The following is a 19,884-nucleotide window of genomic DNA, read 5'->3' as shown; positions in this document are numbered from 1 at the left end:
TAGTGGAAGAATAGCAAGGATTCGTGGAATCAATATTAACATTCGGAGAACTTTTCCTTTATCAATCCGTACAAATCTAAAGTGCTATTGCACTTCACATCAATGAATTGCGTTGCTTTTACGTCCGATTAAATAATTAAATATAATATTTGAATGGTTGACAGTACCTGCTTTATTATATGTAATTTTTGTAGTTTTACACTTACGAAGGAATATTGATAATAAATTCAAATAATTAATAAATGAAAAGACCTTTACTCTTTGTAGTACTTTTTTTATTATTATTTGTATCGGTTGTAATGGGAACATTCAGCCGGTTATCGGCTGGTGGAAATTTAAAAGATGACTTTTGGGGGGAACTTCCGGCACTTCCCGGCACACCACCTCCTGTGCCAACGAATGATTTGCCCTGTAATGCAACACCTCTTTCAGTTAGTTCAGCTTGTTCATTAGCTCAATATAATAATATTGATGCTACTGATAGTTGGGTTACCGATAATACGATACCTGTTCCTTCATGCGGAAATTATAGTGGCGGCGATGTTTGGTTTACTGCTGTCGTTCCAAGTTCCGATGAAATGGTAATTTTAACATATTCTGAAAGAACAGCAGGGTGGCTCGACAAAGTAAATTTTGCAGTATATACCGGATCATGTACAGGTTTAACTGAAATAGGCTGTTATACTCCAACCAGTTCAGGCTTGTATATCACAACTGCTGTACTTTCTGGTAGAACAGCAGGAGAAATTCTTTACGTTAGGGTATACGATCAAGAAAATACGATAGGTAATTTCCAAATTTGTGCTTCTGGACCATGTGGTGATATCATTGCTGATGCAGGTTTTGGAGGGGAATCCTGTGATTTAAATTTTAAATTTAGTGGTACTGCACCAATCAATGGAACAGGTACCTGGTCTATTGTTTCAGGTCCAGGCTCCGCGAGTTATTCCAATGCTGCTGATCCTGCCACTACTGTTTCTGTAACAGCACCGGGTACCTATAGATTTGCATGGACCGTTGATAGTGGAACTTGTTCTGATGCTGATTTGATAGATGTTATTTTTAGTCAGCCCGTTTTTTCTGCTCCGGAGGATGACAAAGATCTCTGTAATATTTTAAGCAGCACACTAACAGTGCTAAGTGCGAGTGTTGGAAATCCTGAATGGAAACAAACTTCGGGTCCAGGTATTGCTGCTATAGATACTCCAAACTCCTTTTTTTCAAATGTAAATGTTAGCGAGTATGGTGTTTATGTATTCACACTAACAGTTACTAATGGAACTTGTTCTGCTTCAGATGATTTAGTGATTGGTTTCTATGAAGAACCAACAAAAGCAGGTGTTATCGGAGATATTAGTAATTGTGGAACATTAACAAGTAATCCTCTTGGTGGAAATACGCCTACAGTTGGAACAGGTGTTTGGTCTAAGATTTCAGGCCCGGGGACTGTTGTTTTTAGTGATATCAACTCAGGGAATTCAACTGCAACAGTTAGTGTATATGGCACATATGAATATCAGTGGAAAATAAGTAATGGACCTTGTACTGAGAGTGCGGCAACTTTAACAGTCACATATTTCGATCCTCCAATTGCTGATGCAGGTACAGGAGGCGATGAATGTGATTTGAATTTTAACTTGTCAGCAATTGCAAGTTTAGGTACAGGAACCTGGACAAAAACAGGTGGTTCTGGCAATGCTGTTTTTTCACCCAATGCCAATACTCCAAATGCAACAGTAACAGTTGATGCGTACGATGCTTATGAGTTTACCTGGACCGAGATTAGTAACGGTTGTTCAGATAATGATGCAGTGAATGTTAACTTTTATGAGCAACCAGTTGCAAATGCCGGCTCAGGAGGAAATGAATGTGTCTTGAATTTTTCTCTTTCTGCAACACCAAGCGTTGGAACAGGGACGTGGATTAAACAATCAGGTGCAGGCATTCTTAGTTTTGCTCCCAATGCCAATGATCCAAATGCAGTAGTAACCTCAGATACTTACGGAAGCTTTACATTAAGATGGACTGAAGTAAATGGAAGCTGTTCCGATTTTGATGACGTAGTTGTCAACTTTTATGAACAACCAGTTGCAAATGCAGGTTCCGGAGGAAATGAGTGTGATTTGAATTTCACTTTGTCAGCAATTGCAAGTTTAGGTACAGGAACCTGGACAAAGACAGGTGGTTCTGGTAATGTTGTTTTTTTACCCGATGCCAATACTCCAAATGCAACAGTAACAGTTGATGCGTACGATGCTTATCAATTTACCTGGACCGAGATTAGTAACGGTTGTTCAGATAATGATGCAGTGAATGTTAACTTTTATGAACAACCAATAGCTAATGCCGGCTCAGGAGGAAATGAATGTGACTTGAATTTTTCTCTTTCTGCAACACCAAGCGTTGGAACAGGGACGTGGATTAAACAATCAGGTGCAGGCATTCTTAGTTTTGCTCCCAATGCCAATGATCCAAATGCAGTAGTAACCTCAGATACTTACGGAAGCTTTACATTAAGATGGACTGAAGTAAATGGAAGCTGTTCCGATTTTGATGACGTAGTTGTCAACTTTTATGAACAACCAGTTGCAAATGCAGGTTCCGGAGGAAATGAGTGTGATTTGAATTTCACTTTGTCAGCAATTGCAAGTTTAGGTACAGGAACCTGGACAAAGACAGGTGGTTCTGGTAATGTTGTTTTTTTACCCGATGCCAATACTCCAAATGCAACAGTAACAGTTGATGCGTACGATGCTTATCAATTTACCTGGACCGAGATTAGTAACGGTTGTTCAGATAATGATGCAGTGAATGTTAACTTTTATGAGCAACCAGCTGCAAATGCAGGTTCAGGAGGAAATGAATGTGACTTGAATTTTTCTCTTTCTGCAACACCAAGTGTGGGAACAGGAACGTGGACAAAACAATCAGGTGCAGGCATTCTTAGTTTTGCTCCTAATGCCAATGATCCAAATGCAGTAGTAACCTCAGATACTTACGGAAGCTTTACATTAAGGTGGACTGAAGTAAATGGAAGCTGTTCCGATTTTGATGATGTAACTGTCAATTTTAATGAGCCGCCAATAGCTAATGCTGGTTCAGATGGAAGTGAGTGTGATTTGAATTTCACTTTGTCAGCAATTGCAAGTTTAGGTACAGGAACCTGGACAAAAACAGGTGGTTCTGGAAATGCTGTTTTTTTACCCAATGCCAATACTCCAAATGCAACAGTAACAGTTGATGCGTACGATACTTATCAATTTACCTGGACCGAGATTAGTAACGGTTGTTCAGATAATGATGCAGTGAATGTTAACTTTTATGAACAACCAATAGCTGATGCCGGCTCAGGAGGAAATGAATGTGACTTGAATTTTTCTCTGTCTGCAACACCAAGTATTGGAACTGGAACGTGGACAAAACTATCAGGTACCGGGAGTCTTAGTTTTGCTCCTAATGCCAATGATCCAAATGCGGTAGTAACCTCAGATACTTACGGAAGCTTTACATTAAGGTGGACTGAAGTAAATGGAAGCTGTTCCGATTTTGATGATGTAACTGTCAATTTTAATGAGCCGCCAATAGCTAATGCTGGTTCAGGAGGAAATGAATGTGATTTGAATTTTTCTCTGTCTGCAACACCAAGTATTGGAACTGGAACGTGGACAAAACAATCAGGTGCAGGCATTCTTAGTTTCGTTCCCAATGCCAATGATCCAAATGCAGTAGTAACCTCAGATACTTACGGAAGCTTTACATTAAGATGGACTGAAGTTAATGGAAGCTGTTCCGATTTTGACGATGTAACTGTCAATTTTAATGAGCAGCCTATAGCTAATGCTGGTTCTGATGGAAGCGAGTGCGGTTTGAATTTTACCTTATCCGCTGTGGATGGTGTTGGGGTAGGAATCTGGTCACAAATATCAGGACCTGGTACAACAGTTTTCAGTAATATTAATTCCGACAATTCAACGGCTACTGTAAATAACTATGGAACTTACATTTACAGATGGACAATAAGTAATGGAACATGTACACCATCAAGTGATAATGTTACTGTAAATTTCTATGAAACACCTGCAATTGCAACGGTAGGAACAGACCAAGACATTTGTGATAACAAAGTTAGTAATGCATTACTTGGAAATACTCCAAGTGTTGGTATCGGTTCCTGGTCACAAGTATCTGGTCCCGGCACAACTACATTTAGTGATGTTAATTCGGGAGGTTCAACTGCAAGTGCAAGTGAATATGGCATCTACTTATACAGGTGGACAATAAGTAATGGAACCTGTACTTCCAGTAAGGCTGATGTAACAGTAACTTACTTTCAAAAACCATCTATCGCAAGTGTTGGAGACAATCAGGATAATTGCAATAATCTTACAAGCATGAGTTTAGGTGGTAATACTCCTTGGGTTGGCACAGGAACCTGGTCACAGGTTTCCGGTCCGGGAACAACATCATTTAGCAATATTAATTTTGGAAATTCAACAGCAATTGCCAGTCAATATGGAGCATACACTTATAGATGGACTGTCAGCAATGGATCTTGCACGTCATCCGAAGCGGATATTGTTGTTCATTTTAATGAAGGGCCAACTGTTGCAAGTGTTGGCAGTGATCAAAATTATTGTGATGGATTAATAAGCAGAAGTTTGGGAGGAAACACTCCAACAATAGGAGTTGGTTCTTGGTCACAGCAATCAGGGCCTGGCACAACAACTTTCAATAATATCAATACCGGAGCCTCAAATGCTGTAGCAACAGATTCCGGAACCTACGTTTACCGCTGGACAATTACCAATGGAATATGTGTTAGTTCAGATGATATCACCGTTAATTTTAATCAAACTCCAATTTCATATGCTGGGGCAGATGATAACATTTGTGGTGGTGGCAATTATACTGTTACCGGCAGCCATTCTGCAAATGGCTCCATTGTATGGAGTACCAATGGCAACGGGACATTTGATGATAACACCATTGATAATCCGACCTATAATTTTGGAATTGGAGAATCAGGTATTATAACACTTACAAAAACGGTTAATAGCCCAGCTTGCTCTTCTGCTAGTGATGATATGACTTTAACATTTACGCAAGAGCCAATAGCCAATGCAGGTGTAGGAGGTAATGAATGTGATCTTGATTTCAATTTATCTGCAACAGCAAGTGTAGGTACAGGAACATGGACAAAGATCAGTGGATCAGGGAATGCTGTTTTTTCACCTAACGCAAATACCCCCAATGCGACAGTAACTGTTGATGTTTACGGTACTTATCAGTTTATCTGGACCGAAGTTCAGGATATTTGTTCGGATAGCGACGATGTAAGTGTAAGTTTTTACGAACAACCTAATGCAGATGCCGGAGTTGGAGGTGATGAATGTGATTTAGATTATAATCTTTTGGCAACACAAAGCTCAGGTATTGGGAAGTGGACAAAGGAATCCGGACCGGGAAATCTTAGTTTTTCTCCTAATGAGAACTCGCCGGATGCAAAAGTTACAGCTGATAGTTATGGATCTTATAAACTAAGATGGACAGAAGCAAATGGAAACTGTTCCGAATTCGATGAAATAATTATTAATTTTTATGAGCAACCTATTGCAGATGCCGGAAATGGTGGCAATGAGTGTGATTTAGATTTTATTTTTAATGCAAAACCAAGTGTAGGATCAGGGAAATGGACACAAGTATCAGGTCCGGGAATTTCAAGTTTTTTTCCAAACAGCAGTTCTTCTAATGCGACCGTAACTGTAAGTGATTTTGGATCTTATCAGTATTTATGGACTGAAACGAATGGAAATTGCACTGATTCTGAAATGATTGATGTTAACTTTCACAATCAACCGGCAGCAAATGCAGGTGTCGGTGGAAATATGTGTGGTTTAACATTTTCTTTATCCGCAACACCCAGTTTGGGTACTGGCGCATGGACCAAAATTTCCGGTAATGGCAACGCAAGTTTCTTCCCTAATCCCAATTCCCCGAGCAGTGCAGTGACAGTAGATAGTTACGGAACATATTCATTTAGATGGACAGAAGATAATGGCACTTGCACTTCGAGTGATGAAGTTATTGTTAATTTTTTAGAACAACCAATAGCAAATGCTGGATATGGAGGAGATCAGTGCGGTCTTGAATATTCTCTTACAGCAACTCCAAGTGCCGGCATAGGAATTTGGACTAAAATATCAGGAGTTGGGAATGTTACCTTCATGCCAAATGCTAATTCTCCTAACGCCACACTCGTAGTGGATGCATATGACAGCTACCAGCTTATGTGGACCGAAACAAATGGTGACTGTACCGATAATGATGTTATTGATATCACTTTCCAGGAACAACCAATTGCTAATGCCGGTATGGATATAAAAATGGAATATTCCGACCGGGCACAGTTAGGAGCTGTTTTATCAACTGCAGGTACCGGCGAATGGACTGTAGTAAGCGGTTATGCTAATTTATACGATCAATATTCTCCCAATACAGAAGTAGATAAATTAGGGGTAGATGAAAACATTCTTCGATGGACAGAAACAAATCAATTCTGTAGTGATTACGATGATGTGAAATTAATGGTTGGCAAATTGTTCATTCCTACGGTAATAACACCTAATGGTGATGGTAAAAATGAATTTTTCATGATTAGAGGTTCGGAAAATCTAGAGAATATTGAATTAACTATTTTTAATAGAAATGGGGTAGAGATATACACCGATTCAAATTATAAAGACGATTGGAACGGACTGGATCGAAATGGAAATGAATTAGTAACGGACACTTATTTTTATGTGCTGCAATTAGAAACAAAAAAGATTTTTAGAGGATGCATTGTTATAAAGAGATAGAATGAGAAAAACAATTATCATCATATTTTGGCTTCTTGTTCCTCTTTTTATATTAGGACAGAATACTCAATTCACGAACCAGTATATATTTAACCCTATAGCCTTAAATCCTGCTATCGCCGGTAGTGGAGATGCTTTAAGTGCTAATATGTTATACCGAAATCAATGGGTTGGTTTCCAGGGAGCACCCAAAACATTATCATTTTCGGCGCATTCACCCATGAGGAAACAAAATATGGGATTGGGAATTTCAATCATCAATAATCAAATTGGAGTTAGTGACGAAACAAGTGTAATTGGCAATTATTCCTTTAAAATAAAGATGAGAGAAGGGAATTTAGCTTTGGGATTAGGTGGTGGATTTATCATGATGAACACGGCCTGGACTGAGCTACGGGCCAATGATCCCAGTGACGAATTAATTCTAAACAATTCTCCTACCTATTTAATTCCTGAAGTAAGCTTAGGAGTGTATTATTCAACTGAAAAGTATCATATTGGATTTTCATTGCCTTGCATGCTTTCCTATACATTTAATTCATCGAGAGATAAATATCTGATCACTAATGATATTTCAAAATATAATTATATTCTTAGTGGTGATTATGAATTCGACTTACAGCAAAATTTCCAGTTTGTTCCAAGTGTAATGTTGAAATATCAGAAAGAAGATAAATTAGATTTAATTTTAATTAACAAACTAATTTACTTGGCGAAATATTCTGTTGGAATGGCTTATGACAGTCAGCAGAAGTTTTTCAAAGGAATGTTTCAAATTCAGCTAAACAAACAGTTTCAATTAGGATATGCCACCGATTTTAATTCAAACAAATTAAGCGAGTACAAAATTGGTTCGCACGAATTAATGATTCGTTATGATTTTAAATATACAATTAAAGTTCGTAGCCCTAGAAATCTATAAAGAACGAATTATGAATAAATTTTTTACCATAATACTATTAGTTCTCTTTACCCTTATTTCTTCCTTTTTTGCGAACGGACAAACAGCAAACTATGAGGTTAATCTATCTTCTTTTTGTTCTGCACAAGATGATGAGTATTCATCCGCTTACTACAAAGATGGAATTGTATTTTGTTCGAATAAAAGAACTGATCTTTTTGTTACATTTTCAACTCCTGAAGACAAGGAACTTTTTAATATGTTCTATGTTCCTGTTCAAGGAGACAGTTTGGGTAAATCCCCTGCGATTCTGGCTACAGAACTAATGACCAATTTTAATGATGGTCCTGCCTGTTTTGGTTCAAATGATTCAGTCATAATATTTTCAAGAAATAATGAAGTAACCAGTAAAAAAAGGGATACTAAAGATGATAGAAACAAGCTGGGCTTATTCACTTCGCATTTAAATGGAATTGTTTGGAGTAATCCTGAACCTTTCGAATACAATAGTTTGGATCATCACATAACCATGCCTTACATAAGTAAAGATGGATCGCAATTGTTCTTTGTGTCTGATATGTCAGGTGGATTTGGCGGATTAGATATTTATGTATGTAAAAAAGGCAATAATGCATGGGGTACACCCCAAAATTTAGGCGCTGAAATTAACACCAAAGGGAATGAGAGTTTTCCTTTCATTTCTGATTCAGGCGAACTGTTTTTTGCATCCGACGGTCATAAGGGCTTAGGTGGGTTAGATATTTTTTCAAGTAAAATGATTGATGGTGAATGGCAAAAGGTCTTGCACATTAACACACCAATTAATTCAGAGTTTGATGATTTTGGTTTAATTACTGATCGCAATTTTGAAAATGGCTATTTCTCAAGCAATAGAAATGGCAACGATGATATTTTTGATTTTAAAACAATATTTCCACAATTCACCAATTGTGATACGATTAAAGAAAATCAATATTGTTTTCTGTTTTACGACGAATACTATACTCCGGTGGATACAGCAATGTCATATTATGAATGGCTTTTTGGTGATGGTGTAAAAGTAAAAGGGAAAGAAGCAGAACATTGTTATGATGGGCCTGGAAAGTACACCGTAGAGCTAAATATAATGGACAAACGGACAGGAGAAGTCTTTATGAGACAAACCAATTATGAATTTGAACTTCTGGATTTTGAACAAGCTTATATTAGTTGTGTTGATGAAGCTTTAACCAAAAATCAGATTAATTTTGAAGCATCCAAAACTAACTTGCCTTCAATTAATTTAGAGAAGTATTTTTGGGATTTTGGTGATGGCATTCTTGATGAAGGAATTAGTGTAAGCCATTCCTATGATGATGCTGGCCTATATAATATAGTTCTAGGGGTTTTAAGTGAAAAAGATAGTTTAGGAGATAGAAAAAAAATATGTGTTGGAAAAAAATTGGCTATCGTTAAAAACCCAACAGCATTAATGCGGATGAAGTTGGAAAATAAACCATATAATAAGAACAACCCATCCACAGATAGGAATTTTGTTGTGCAACAAGAACTTTACGATTCCTTTATAATTCAACCAAAACTTATTCATATTACCTCAGATGCAAGAGGTATATTGAAAGCATTTGATTTGGTCTTTTTTGAATCTTTTGAGAAAGAGAAGTATTTTATTAATTCGAATATAGAGGAATCTGAAGAGATTGATTTAAATAGTAATCCGGCAAAAGCATTGGCTCTGGAAAGCCTATTGAATTCAAGTAGAAAAAGTAATGCTAAATTACATTCAATTGAAAAAGAATTGCAAGTTCTTTCATCTCAGTTTCAATATTCATTTATAGAGGTTGAAAAACAATCTTTTTCAGAATCAGCAACACCAATATTGAATCGTCTGTTGGAAATTTTATTGTCAAATACACTGCTTGAACTTAAAATAGGGTATCACGTAAACACGCAAAGTAACCAGAGTTTTGATAGAGCAGGGAAAGCAACTCAAAGTATTGCGGACTATCTTATTGAACGCGGAGTTGAGAAAATCCGTTTACGAACTGCAGTCTATGAAATTACAAATCAATTGGGCGAAGAAAATAATGACACAAGTAGTCTGGAGTTCAAAGCAATAAAGGAATAGGCCTAACTAAAATCAAAAAAAGAATGACAAAAATTAAAATATTCATCTTTAGCCTTTTTATCTGCAGTGTTTTATTAAAAACAAACACCGTTAAGGCTCAAGCAGTTCCTGCCGCAGAAGAAAATATACCATATTTAGTCACTTTTGGAGCTGATGCGGAAACCTCTTGGGGTGATGATGATTTTAATCAAATTTATTTTTTTCTAATCCCGGAAAATCATACCGAACCTGTTTATTTTAGAGTTTATGATCCTGAAATTGGAGGTATGAATGATGAACAAAAAGGAGAATACAATACTAAAGTTAATTTTTCTGTTTACGGAGGATTTGAATGCTGGTCGAATAAAGATGCTCAGAATATAGACCCTGTTGGGAAATTTGACAGCGGAAACCTCCTGGCTTCGGTGAATTTTGATAATGACGCAAAATATGATAATGATTGGTATACTTTTGGCCCGTTTAATCCTTTTGAAGGAGAAATGATAGAAAAATTTGGAGGAAGGGTTTTCAAAGTTATTGTCACAGGGAAATCAGGTGATGATGGAAATCTGTACCGCTTTTTTTTGAGTACAAGCTCGAAAGAAAACAAGGAAGTTGAAGGCGGAAATGTTTTTACTTATGAGTACACCTTTCGCCTTTCGAATGATATGAACGATATTTCTCAAATTTATCCTTTTGCAGATGACAGAACTATTTCTGTAGAAGTAACAAATTTTGATTGGGATAATGATGGATACATTAGAATTAATTCTGTCGCAAAAAACGGTATGCTTTGCGATTTATCCAGCGAAAATCAATGGATTAGAAATAAATTCCCAATAAGTGACCGAGAAAAAAATTCATCTTTGGAAATTCAATTTATTAAGCGCCGTACCGAATTAGTGAAAAATAATAATGTAGTTATTTCAATTAAAAATCAGTACGGTGAGGCTCTGCCTTTCTTTTCAATACCAATTGGAGGTGTTCCTGTTTATACGCCAAAAATTAAAATGAAAGCAATTGGTAAAAAGAAGAAGAATTGAAAATATTTATTTGGATGGGACAATGTAAAATTTTGATTAAACTTTTAGGACTGTTCTTAATAACAGTTCCTGTGTTTGTCTTTTCACAAGAAAACAGATTCATCAACTACAGTGTTGATGATGGCCTGGCTCAAGCCTACGTGTATAATATCACACAAGATGCAAAAGGCAATTTGTGGATTGGCACTGGCAATGGCTTATCAAAGTATGATGGTTATACATTTAAAAATTATACGGAACAAGATTCTCTTGGTGGAAATTTTATAACATGCAGTCTTAAAACAAGTAAAGGATTATGGTTTGGGCACTTGAACGGACGAGTAAGTTTCTATGATGGTGTTTCTTTTAGATATTATATTAACGAAACAAGCAGTATTGCAGATATAGAACAAGATTCAGAAGCAAATATCTGGATTGCAAGCCAAAATAAAGGCTTTTTTAAATTAAGAAGTGAAACTTTCGAAAATAAATCGTATCAGAATTCCTTTACGCAACCTGTTTTTACTTTTAAGTTTATTGGTAAAGATAAGCTATTGGTGGGAACCTCCGAAGGAGTTAAGTTGTGTCAAATAACTAAGAACAATGAAATTGAAGTAAAGAATGATATTCTTGAAATCCCTCACAATAAGGTTGTTGATATAATTCAATCCCAATTAAATGATCAATTATATATTCTGACAGAGAATGAAGGTTTGTACCAAATCAAACTGGATTCAAGTAATTATGAAGTACATAAAATTGCAGGTAATTATGAATTCTCAAGGGCTCAGAATCTATTTGAGGACAAGCAGAGGAATCTTTGGGTAACTTCTCTGAACAGTGGCATTTATAAACTTAAAATTTCTCAGAATCATAAACCCATCGAAATTGAAAATTACGGTGAAAATAATGGCTTACAAACCAATGCAATTAGATCTGTTTTTGAAGACCGCGAAGGAAACGTATGGATTGGCAAGTATGGAGGAGGTATAAGCCGTTTAGTGCCTGCTGCAAACTCATTCATAAATTTCGATGAAGAACGATACAGTAATAGTATCCATTCCATATATATTAAAAACGAAATAATATGGATTGGAACCGGAAATGAACTTTTAAAAGTTGATGCAAAATCAAACAAAGTATTACATTCTTATGACGTAAATGGTGCTTTAGAAAATGAGAAAATTACAGCTCTTGCTGATTGGAATGATGAAGAACTATGGATTGGGACAGAAAAATCAGGAGTTTATCGTTTAAATTATAAGACCGGAATTATAAAACCTCAATTTCTTCGTCTGGGGAATTTAGAGAAATCAATTAATTCCATTTTAACCGAAAACCAATACATTTGGATCGCAACACAAAAGGGACTTTGCAGATACAATATCGACACCAATAATAAAAAGTGGTTTACGATGCAGGAAGAGGGATTGCCGCATAATTCTGTAAATCATATTATAAAGGATCATAAAAACCGTATTTGGGTAGGAACACTTAGCAATACATTATCATACATTCAGAATGGAGAATTAACAAACATCAGCTTAGCCAATAGGAATAGTCTCTTAAATATTACTTCTGTTTTGGAAGATAAAAATGGCCTGATATGGGTTGGAACTCAGGGCAATGGAGTTTATGTTTTGAATAAGGATTCAATAATGAATATTAATTTTCAGCATGGATTATTATCTGATTATTGCTACTCCCTGAATTGTGATGAAAAGCGCGTGTGGGTAACTCATAGAGGAGGAATAAGCCAAATTCGACTCTCCGATTATCATGTAAAAACAATACAAAAAAATGCAGGAATCCAATCATCAATAGAGTTTAATAAAAATTCTACTGCTATAGGAAAAGGAAATACATTGCTTTTTGGATCTAATCAGGGAATTTACACTTATGCTGTTTCTCAGGAAATTAATAGTGTCGTTCCTCCAAGTTTGGAGATTTCATCATTACGTGTAAATGGGGATGATTATCCCGTTAATAAAAACTTGGTGTTGCCTCCTGGATATTATAAAATTCAGATTGGATTCAAAGGGATTAACTTGAATGAACCAGAACTAATTCAATATCAGTATGTATTGAAAGGTTATGAGCAAGATTGGTCAAAACCTGATAGCAGACGAGCAACCGAATACAAACAATTAGGATCAGGAGAGTATGAGTTTCAATTAAATGCCGTGAATGGCAATGGAGTAAAATCTGAGGAACCCTTAAGTTTTAAGATCAAAATTAAATATCCTTTGTGGCAAAAATCATGGTTCCAAATATTGGCTCTTATTAGTCTTATTGCGGGAATATGTTTATTCGTAGTGCTTAGGGAAAAGAATTTGAGGAGAATCCAAAGGAAGTTAATTCAAAATCTGGACGATAAAACCAGAGAAGTTATTGCTAAAGAAGAAGTGATAAAAGAACGGAAAAGAACGGAAAAAGAATTAATTCTGGCAAAGGATAAAGCTGAAGAATCGGATCGTTTAAAAACAGCTTTTTTATCAAATATGTCCCACGAAATAAGAACTCCCCTAAACGCTATTGTTGGTTTTTCATCCATGCTTCAGGAACCAAATGTAAATCCCACATCTAAAGGTAGATATATGTCTATACTTAAGTCTAACACAAACGATTTATTGTCATTAATTGATGATATAATGGATATCTCAAGTATAGAAGCAGGGCAACTTAAAATGAAAATACAGGAATGCAATTTGCATGAAATATTTTTAGAATTGTATGAGGTTCACGTAAAGAAATTATCAGAGTTAAAAACAGAAAATATAACGTTAAATTATATTGAAAAATTTACGGATCTTACGATTCTGTCAGACCCTTTACGATTGAAACAGATCTTATCTAATTTGATAGGAAACGCCATAAAATTTACTGAAGAAGGTTCCATTGATTTTGGGATTGTATATCATAAAGAAGGAATGGTTAAATTTTTTGTGAAAGATACAGGCATAGGGATTTTAGAAGATCAAAAAGAAGTGATTTTTGAGAGATTTAGAAAAGAATTTAGAGATGGATGGAAAAAATTATATCGGGGAGCAGGCCTGGGCTTGGCAATTTCAAAAAGCATGGTGACATTGCTTGGTGGCGAAATAGGTGTAGAATCGGTTCCCGGCGAGGGCTCGTACTTCTATTTTACTTTGCCTGCGAATAACTAAGGATGAAAATACAATCAACACAATTTTTCAATAAATTTTTTATTTTATAAGTTACAGTACAAATCATTGAATGAAAAAACCACAAAAACATATATTACAAACATTATTACCTTTGCTAATACTTTTCCTGTTTCAGGAAATACCTAAAGCTCAGGATAATCGATTTATAACTTATGGAGTCGATCAAGGTCTTCCTCAGGCTTATGTTTATACCATAAGCCAAAATTCGGAAGGTTATTTGTGGATAGGAACCGGAGATGGACTGGCGAGATTTGATGGAATTAACTTTACTAATTATAGCACATCTGATTCTCTCGCGGGCAACTTTATTTCATGCAATCTAAACACTCCAAAAGGACAATGGTTTGGCCATATGAATGGTAATTTAAGCTGCAAAAGTAAAGTTGGCTTTCAAAAGATTATTTCCGGCACCAATGCTAAAAGCAGTGTGACAAATATACATATGCATAGCTCAGGAAACATTTGGTTCTCCGACCAAAATGATGGCTTAATGCAGATTGGCGAAAATAATAAGGTTGAGCCAATTGCTTTTTTGGAAGGTGCATTTCCTGTTTTTTCATTTGAATTTATTAATTCGAATGAGCTTATAGTCGGAACCATAGATGGTCTAAAACATTGCCTGATCAATGAAAATAAACAACTGGTTGTTGTTAATGACATTGACGGAATCAATAGAAATAAAATAAATTGTATTTGCAAAGCTAGAAGCGGGAAGGGTTTCTTTGTTCTAAGTGGCACCAACAGTATTTATTTTTTAGAAATAACAAAAAATGGTTTTACCACGTCTAAAATTGGTGAAGATACCGGTTTGCAGATGGAAGGGATTCAAAACATTTTTGAAGATCAAGATTCCAATTTATGGATTTCTACATTTGGAGAAGGAGTTCATAAACTAGCAAAAGATCCAAAAGGATTTCACTTGATTAAAACTTATGATACAAGTAATGGACTTCAAAGTGACAATATAAAACTCGTTTTTGAAGATTCTGAAGGAAATATATGGCTAAGCGTTTATGGGAAAGGTTTAGCGCGTTTAATTGATCCTGCATACACATTCTATTCTCCGGAAGAAGAGCAATATGGTTCTGAAATATCAGCTATTTCAATAGATGGAAAATACGAATGGTTTGGCTCAGAGAAAGGCTTACTGCGAAGGAACATTTCCAATCACAACGAAATTCGTTTTTTCGATAGTTACAGAGGATTGCCCTTTGATAAAATTACAGCACTATATCCTAGAAATGAAAATGATTTATGGATTGGTACTGAAAAAAATGGTGTTTATCGATTAAATATCAAAAACGACAAGTTAGTTCGCCAATTTTTTGCCAATGGAATATTGGAGAATTCTATTAATTCAATTACAGGAACTAAAGATCAGATTTGGATTGCAACTAAAAAAGGAGCTTGTTCTTATAATGTGTCTGCAGATGAATTTAATTGGTACACAATTAGTAAGGGGGGCTTACCTCACAACTGTGTTAACCACATAATGATAGATTCTAAAGGTCGAATTTGGTTGTCCACACTTAGTAATTCCATTGCTTTTATTCAAAATAATGAAATCGCAAAGTTCAATTTATCAGCAGACAATTCGTTTATAAATATTCGTTCTATTGCAGAAGACTCAAAAGGGAATATTTGGGTCGGAACATTAGGCAATGGTGTTTTTATCTATCAGGAAGATTCCATTACTAATATTACCTCAAATGATGGACTTTTATCTGATTATTGCTATTCTCTGACTCCTGATAAGCAGAATAGAATGTGGGTAACTCATCGTGGTGGATTAAGCAGGATAAATATATCCGATTTTAAAATTAAACTACTCCAAGAAAATATTGGGATTAGTAAAAGTGATGAATTTCAAGTTAATTCTAGTTTTAGCGATAGAAATGAAAATCTGTGGTTTGGTCTGAATAAGGGAGTGCTAAGATTTAACCCTTCACTTGAAAAAATAACAACTCCACCTCCGGTACTCAAAATTAAAGCTGTTAAAATAAATGATGAATTAGTACCGGTAAGTGAAAAAATAGTACTTTCTCCAGGACGATATAAAATAAAAATAGAGTTTGTTGGTGTATATTTTAAGGAACCTGAACTAGTCAAATATCGTTATACGCTTGAAGGATATGACGAAAAATGGACTGATTTTTCAACGACAAGTGAGGTTACCTACCATGGAGTAAGTGATGGTCGTTTCAAATTCTTATTAGAGGCCTCAAACGGTGACGGTGTTACGTGTGAATATCCTGTAAGTATTAATATTTATATTAAAACTCCTTTTTGGAAGCAGACATGGTTCTATTTGGTTTTATTTTTATTTTCACTAATAGTAATAGTATTTTACATCAAAAACAGAGAGAAAAAATTAAAAAAGGAAAACAGAATTTTAGAAGAGAAGATCAATGAAAGAACTATCGAAGTAGTCAGACAAAAAGAAGAAATTGAGAAACAGAAAGACCTTATAGAAAGTGCTAACAAAGACATCACCGATAGTATTAAATATGCCAGTAAAATTCAGGCTGCTGTTATTCCACCCACTAAATATTTAGAAAAGGTTCTTAACGAAAGCTTTATAATAAATAAACCAAAGGCAATTGTAAGTGGTGATTTTTATTGGGTAACTAAAGTTGATGACAAAACTATTGTTGCCTTAGCTGATTGTACAGGTCACGGTGTTCCCGGAGCCTTTATGAGTATGCTGGGTGTTACCCTTTTGAACGAAATAGTAAACCACAAAAAGATTACCGACACAAGCGAAATTTTAAATATTCTACGTAAGAATATCATCATTTCACTTCGACAAAGCCATGAAGATACCACGCCAAGTGATGGCATGGACATATCTTTAATAGTACTTGACCATGCCAATAGTAAATTAACTTTTTCAGGGGCTTTTAATCCCCTTTTAATATTGCGAAATGATAAAATAATTACCTTAAAGGCCGACAGGATGCCAATTGGAATTTATCATCAAAATAATATTGATTTCACCAGTCATGAAATTGATTTAAATAGTGGAGATATGCTCTATCTGTATACCGACGGATATCCTGATCAGTTTGGTGGGGAAGAAGATAAAAAATTTACTACCCGTCAATTTAGAAATGTTTTGTTGGATATACATCAAAAGCCTATGATGGTGCAGAAAATAATTTTAGAAAATACAATGGAGAAATGGATGAATGGTACTGAACAATTGGATGATATCACTGTTATGGGTATTCGGATTTAAATGTATTTCTATTTAATAAAGTGTTGTGATCTGTTTTAAATAAACACCCCAAATGAAATTTTGGGGTGTTGCTTGCTTAATATTTTCCAGTCTAAAACAATCCTTCGGTTGAAAGATATCTTTCGCCGGTATCATAATTAAAGGTGAGTACAGTGGCACCATTTTCAATTTCAGTAAGTTTTTTGGCAACTGCAGCCAGTGAAGCTCCCGTCGAAATTCCTGCGAGAATCCCTTCCGAGACAGCTAATTCTTTCACTTTCATGAATGCTTCCTCTTTTCCAACAGAAATAGCACCGTCTAAAATCTCAGTATTCAGATTTTTTGGTAAAAAACCTGCTCCAATACCTTGCAATGGGTGAGGCCCCGGTGCACCTCCTGCAATAACAGGTGAAGCTTCGGGCTCAACTGCAAACACTTTTAATTTAGGAAATTTAGCTTTCAATATTTCTGCGACACCACTAATGTGGCCTCCGGTTCCAACACCTGTAATAAGATAATCCAGACCATCAGGAAAATCAGCAATAATTTCTTTAGCAGTTGTAGTTCTATGAATCTCAACATTTGCTTCATTGTCAAATTGTGAAGGCATCCATGAATTTTCATTACTGGCAAGTAACTCTTCTGCCTTTTGAATAGCACCCTTCATGCCAAGTTCTCTTGGAGTAAGTACAAATTCAGCTCCATAGGCAGCCATTAAACTCCTTCTTTCAACCGACATGGACTCAGGCATCACCAGAATAATTTTATATCCCTTAACGGCAGCAACCATTGCTAATCCAACTCCTGTATTACCAGAGGTCGGCTCAATTATTAAAGATCCTTCTTTAAGAGATCCATCCTTTTCCGCTGTTTCGATCATTGACAGAGCAATTCTATCCTTAATACTTCCACCAGGATTAGATCGTTCCAACTTCATCCATACGTTAGAATTTTTACCAAAAACTTTATTAAGTTTTACTATTGGAGTATTCCCAATCGCCTCTAAAATGTTATTTATTTTCATACAATTAAAATTTTTATATTTGAAAATTTATAATTTTACTTTCATCAAGGTTTGTTCTAACCTTAGTCTCATGTTTATGATATACAATGCTATTTGATTCTACACTTGACGTTAACCAAACATTACCGCCAATAATACTGTTTCTTCCAATTACTGTATCACCTCCTAAAATGGTTGTGTTCGAATAGATAATTACATTGTCCTCAACAGTAGGATGTCTTTTTTTCTTGGCAAGACTCTTCTTTACCTGCAAAGCTCCAAGGGTAACTCCTTGGTAAATCTTAACGTTATTTTTAATAATTGCCGATTCTCCAATAACAACACCAGTACCATGATCTATAAAAAAAGATTCCCCGATAGTTGCTCCGGGATGAATATCTATGCCCGTTTTTGTATGCGCGTACTCACACATTAAACGTGGAATTAAAGGAACATTTAAAAGATAAAGTACATTGCTTAAACGATAAACCATAATTGCAAAAAAACCAGGGTAAGCAATAATTACTTCACCTATACTTCGTGCAGCAGGGTCAAATTTCTGAATTGCTTCAGCATCCATTAATAAATCACGATATACTTTTGGTAAGGTCTTCATAAAATCATGAGTAATCTTTTCCAGTGGCACATCCAGTTCATTTTTGACCGGAAGCAGCAATAATCTCAATAATGACTCTAATTGATACAATAATGACTCTTGTTCATAGCAGCTATTAGATCTGCGGGCATTAATCGGAAACAATGAATTCATTGCTTCTTCCACAAACCGATGAGCTAAATCTCTTCCAGGCATATCGTATTCTGAATTTTTTCTGGAAGCTTGCAGTTCTTCCATAACTTTGGACAAATAGGACATTGTTTTCTTGATTTAGAAAGTGACGAAAACACATATGGAAAACTTATGGAATACAAGAATCCCTAGTGCAATATTTAATTATTTTGAAGTGGTTTGTCTTTTATTACCAACAACAAGAATACAAGTTACAACAGCAACAACATATTTGATTGTTATTATAGTTGAAAGCAAATAATCTATGGCAATACATTGGAGATTGAAATTCAGTAGAGTGCATAACTAACTTATCCGAAGAGATTCGGATTCTATGATTGTTAGCGTTATGTATTAATTCTCTTTCCATTTAGAAGTTTCTAAGTACAAACTTAAAAAAAAAATATTAATACGGAGTTATAGGTCTTAATTTTTCTGTTAATAGAGTGTTATTTTTATTATTAATAGTTCGTCAAATTTTTGTAAGTGCTTGATTTTTAGAATCATTTACTTAACGGCCATCTCGATGTAAGAATTTGAAAATAAGCGTATTGTAAATCAATCTCATGTCTAATATCTAACGACCTATTGATTATGAATCAGACAGGCTATAAGTGTCCTAAATGCGGGGATTCAAATTACGAATCAGATGAATTCCGGACTGTAAGCGCTATTTTTTCAACAATATTTGATGGTCAAATAAAAAATTCACCACTATTAGCGGTATCAAATGTTTATATATTGAAATTTATAAGACAAGTAAGTAGTCAATTGGAAAATATATTCGATTTCTTCACAAATTGAT

The 19,884-nt window shown here is 35.4% G+C and carries 9 protein-coding genes; 7 read left to right on the top strand and 2 right to left on the bottom strand.

The annotated features are described in order from the left end of the window. Positions 1-242 precede the first annotated feature (242 nt). From ACHZAX_RS09260 to ACHZAX_RS09235, 6 genes are all read left to right on the top strand, one after another. Positions 243-6,857, top strand: a complete 6,615-nt coding sequence (locus tag ACHZAX_RS09260; RefSeq protein WP_320018888.1) for a T9SS type B sorting domain-containing protein — start codon at positions 243-245, stop codon at positions 6,855-6,857. A 1-nt stretch (position 6,858) separates the two neighbouring features. Continuing rightward, positions 6,859-7,779, top strand: a complete 921-nt coding sequence (locus tag ACHZAX_RS09255) for a PorP/SprF family type IX secretion system membrane protein (RefSeq protein WP_320018887.1) — start codon at positions 6,859-6,861, stop codon at positions 7,777-7,779. 10 nt (positions 7,780-7,789) lie between these two features. Next, complete coding sequence (locus tag ACHZAX_RS09250) at positions 7,790-9,883, top strand: PKD domain-containing protein (RefSeq protein WP_320018886.1); 2,094 nt, start codon at positions 7,790-7,792, stop codon at positions 9,881-9,883. Between the two features lie 23 nt (positions 9,884-9,906). After that, entirely contained in the window at positions 9,907-10,905 is a 999-nt protein-coding gene (locus ACHZAX_RS09245; protein WP_101311484.1) for a hypothetical protein, read from the top strand. Continuing rightward, positions 10,902-14,051, top strand: a complete 3,150-nt coding sequence (locus ACHZAX_RS09240) for a sensor histidine kinase (RefSeq protein WP_320018885.1) — start codon at positions 10,902-10,904, stop codon at positions 14,049-14,051. Before ACHZAX_RS09245 ends, ACHZAX_RS09240 begins: the two co-directional genes overlap by 4 nt. Before the next feature lie 70 nt (positions 14,052-14,121). Next, complete coding sequence (locus ACHZAX_RS09235; RefSeq protein ID WP_320018884.1) at positions 14,122-17,310, top strand: ligand-binding sensor domain-containing protein; 3,189 nt, start codon at positions 14,122-14,124, stop codon at positions 17,308-17,310. A gap of 91 nt (positions 17,311-17,401) precedes the next feature. Here the strand turns inward: ACHZAX_RS09235 and cysK are convergent, their stop codons facing one another. Together cysK and ACHZAX_RS09225 are read right to left on the bottom strand one after the other, a co-directional pair. Further along, positions 17,402-18,313 carry a cysteine synthase A gene (gene cysK, locus ACHZAX_RS09230; protein WP_101311487.1) on the bottom strand — a complete coding sequence of 304 codons (912 nt, stop codon included), beginning with the start codon at positions 18,311-18,313 and terminating at the stop codon, positions 17,402-17,404. A gap of 13 nt (positions 18,314-18,326) precedes the next feature. Beyond that, positions 18,327-19,166 carry a serine O-acetyltransferase gene (locus ACHZAX_RS09225; protein WP_101311488.1) on the bottom strand — a complete coding sequence of 280 codons (840 nt, stop codon included), beginning with the start codon at positions 19,164-19,166 and terminating at the stop codon, positions 18,327-18,329. Positions 19,167-19,673: 507 nt separating this feature from the next. On the opposite strand from ACHZAX_RS09225, the gene ACHZAX_RS09220 reads away from it, so the two are divergent. After that, the gene (locus tag ACHZAX_RS09220) at positions 19,674-19,883 is read left to right on the top strand and encodes a zinc ribbon domain-containing protein (RefSeq protein WP_101311489.1); all 210 of its coding nucleotides are present in this window, start codon (positions 19,674-19,676) and stop codon (positions 19,881-19,883) included. Position 19,884 lies beyond the last annotated feature (1 nt).

Source organism: Labilibaculum manganireducens (assembly GCF_963665805.2).
Classification (GTDB): domain Bacteria; phylum Bacteroidota; class Bacteroidia; order Bacteroidales; family Marinifilaceae; genus Labilibaculum; species Labilibaculum manganireducens.
Note: the sequence above shows the minus strand (reverse complement) of the source record. Positions and strands in the feature narration are given on the sequence as shown.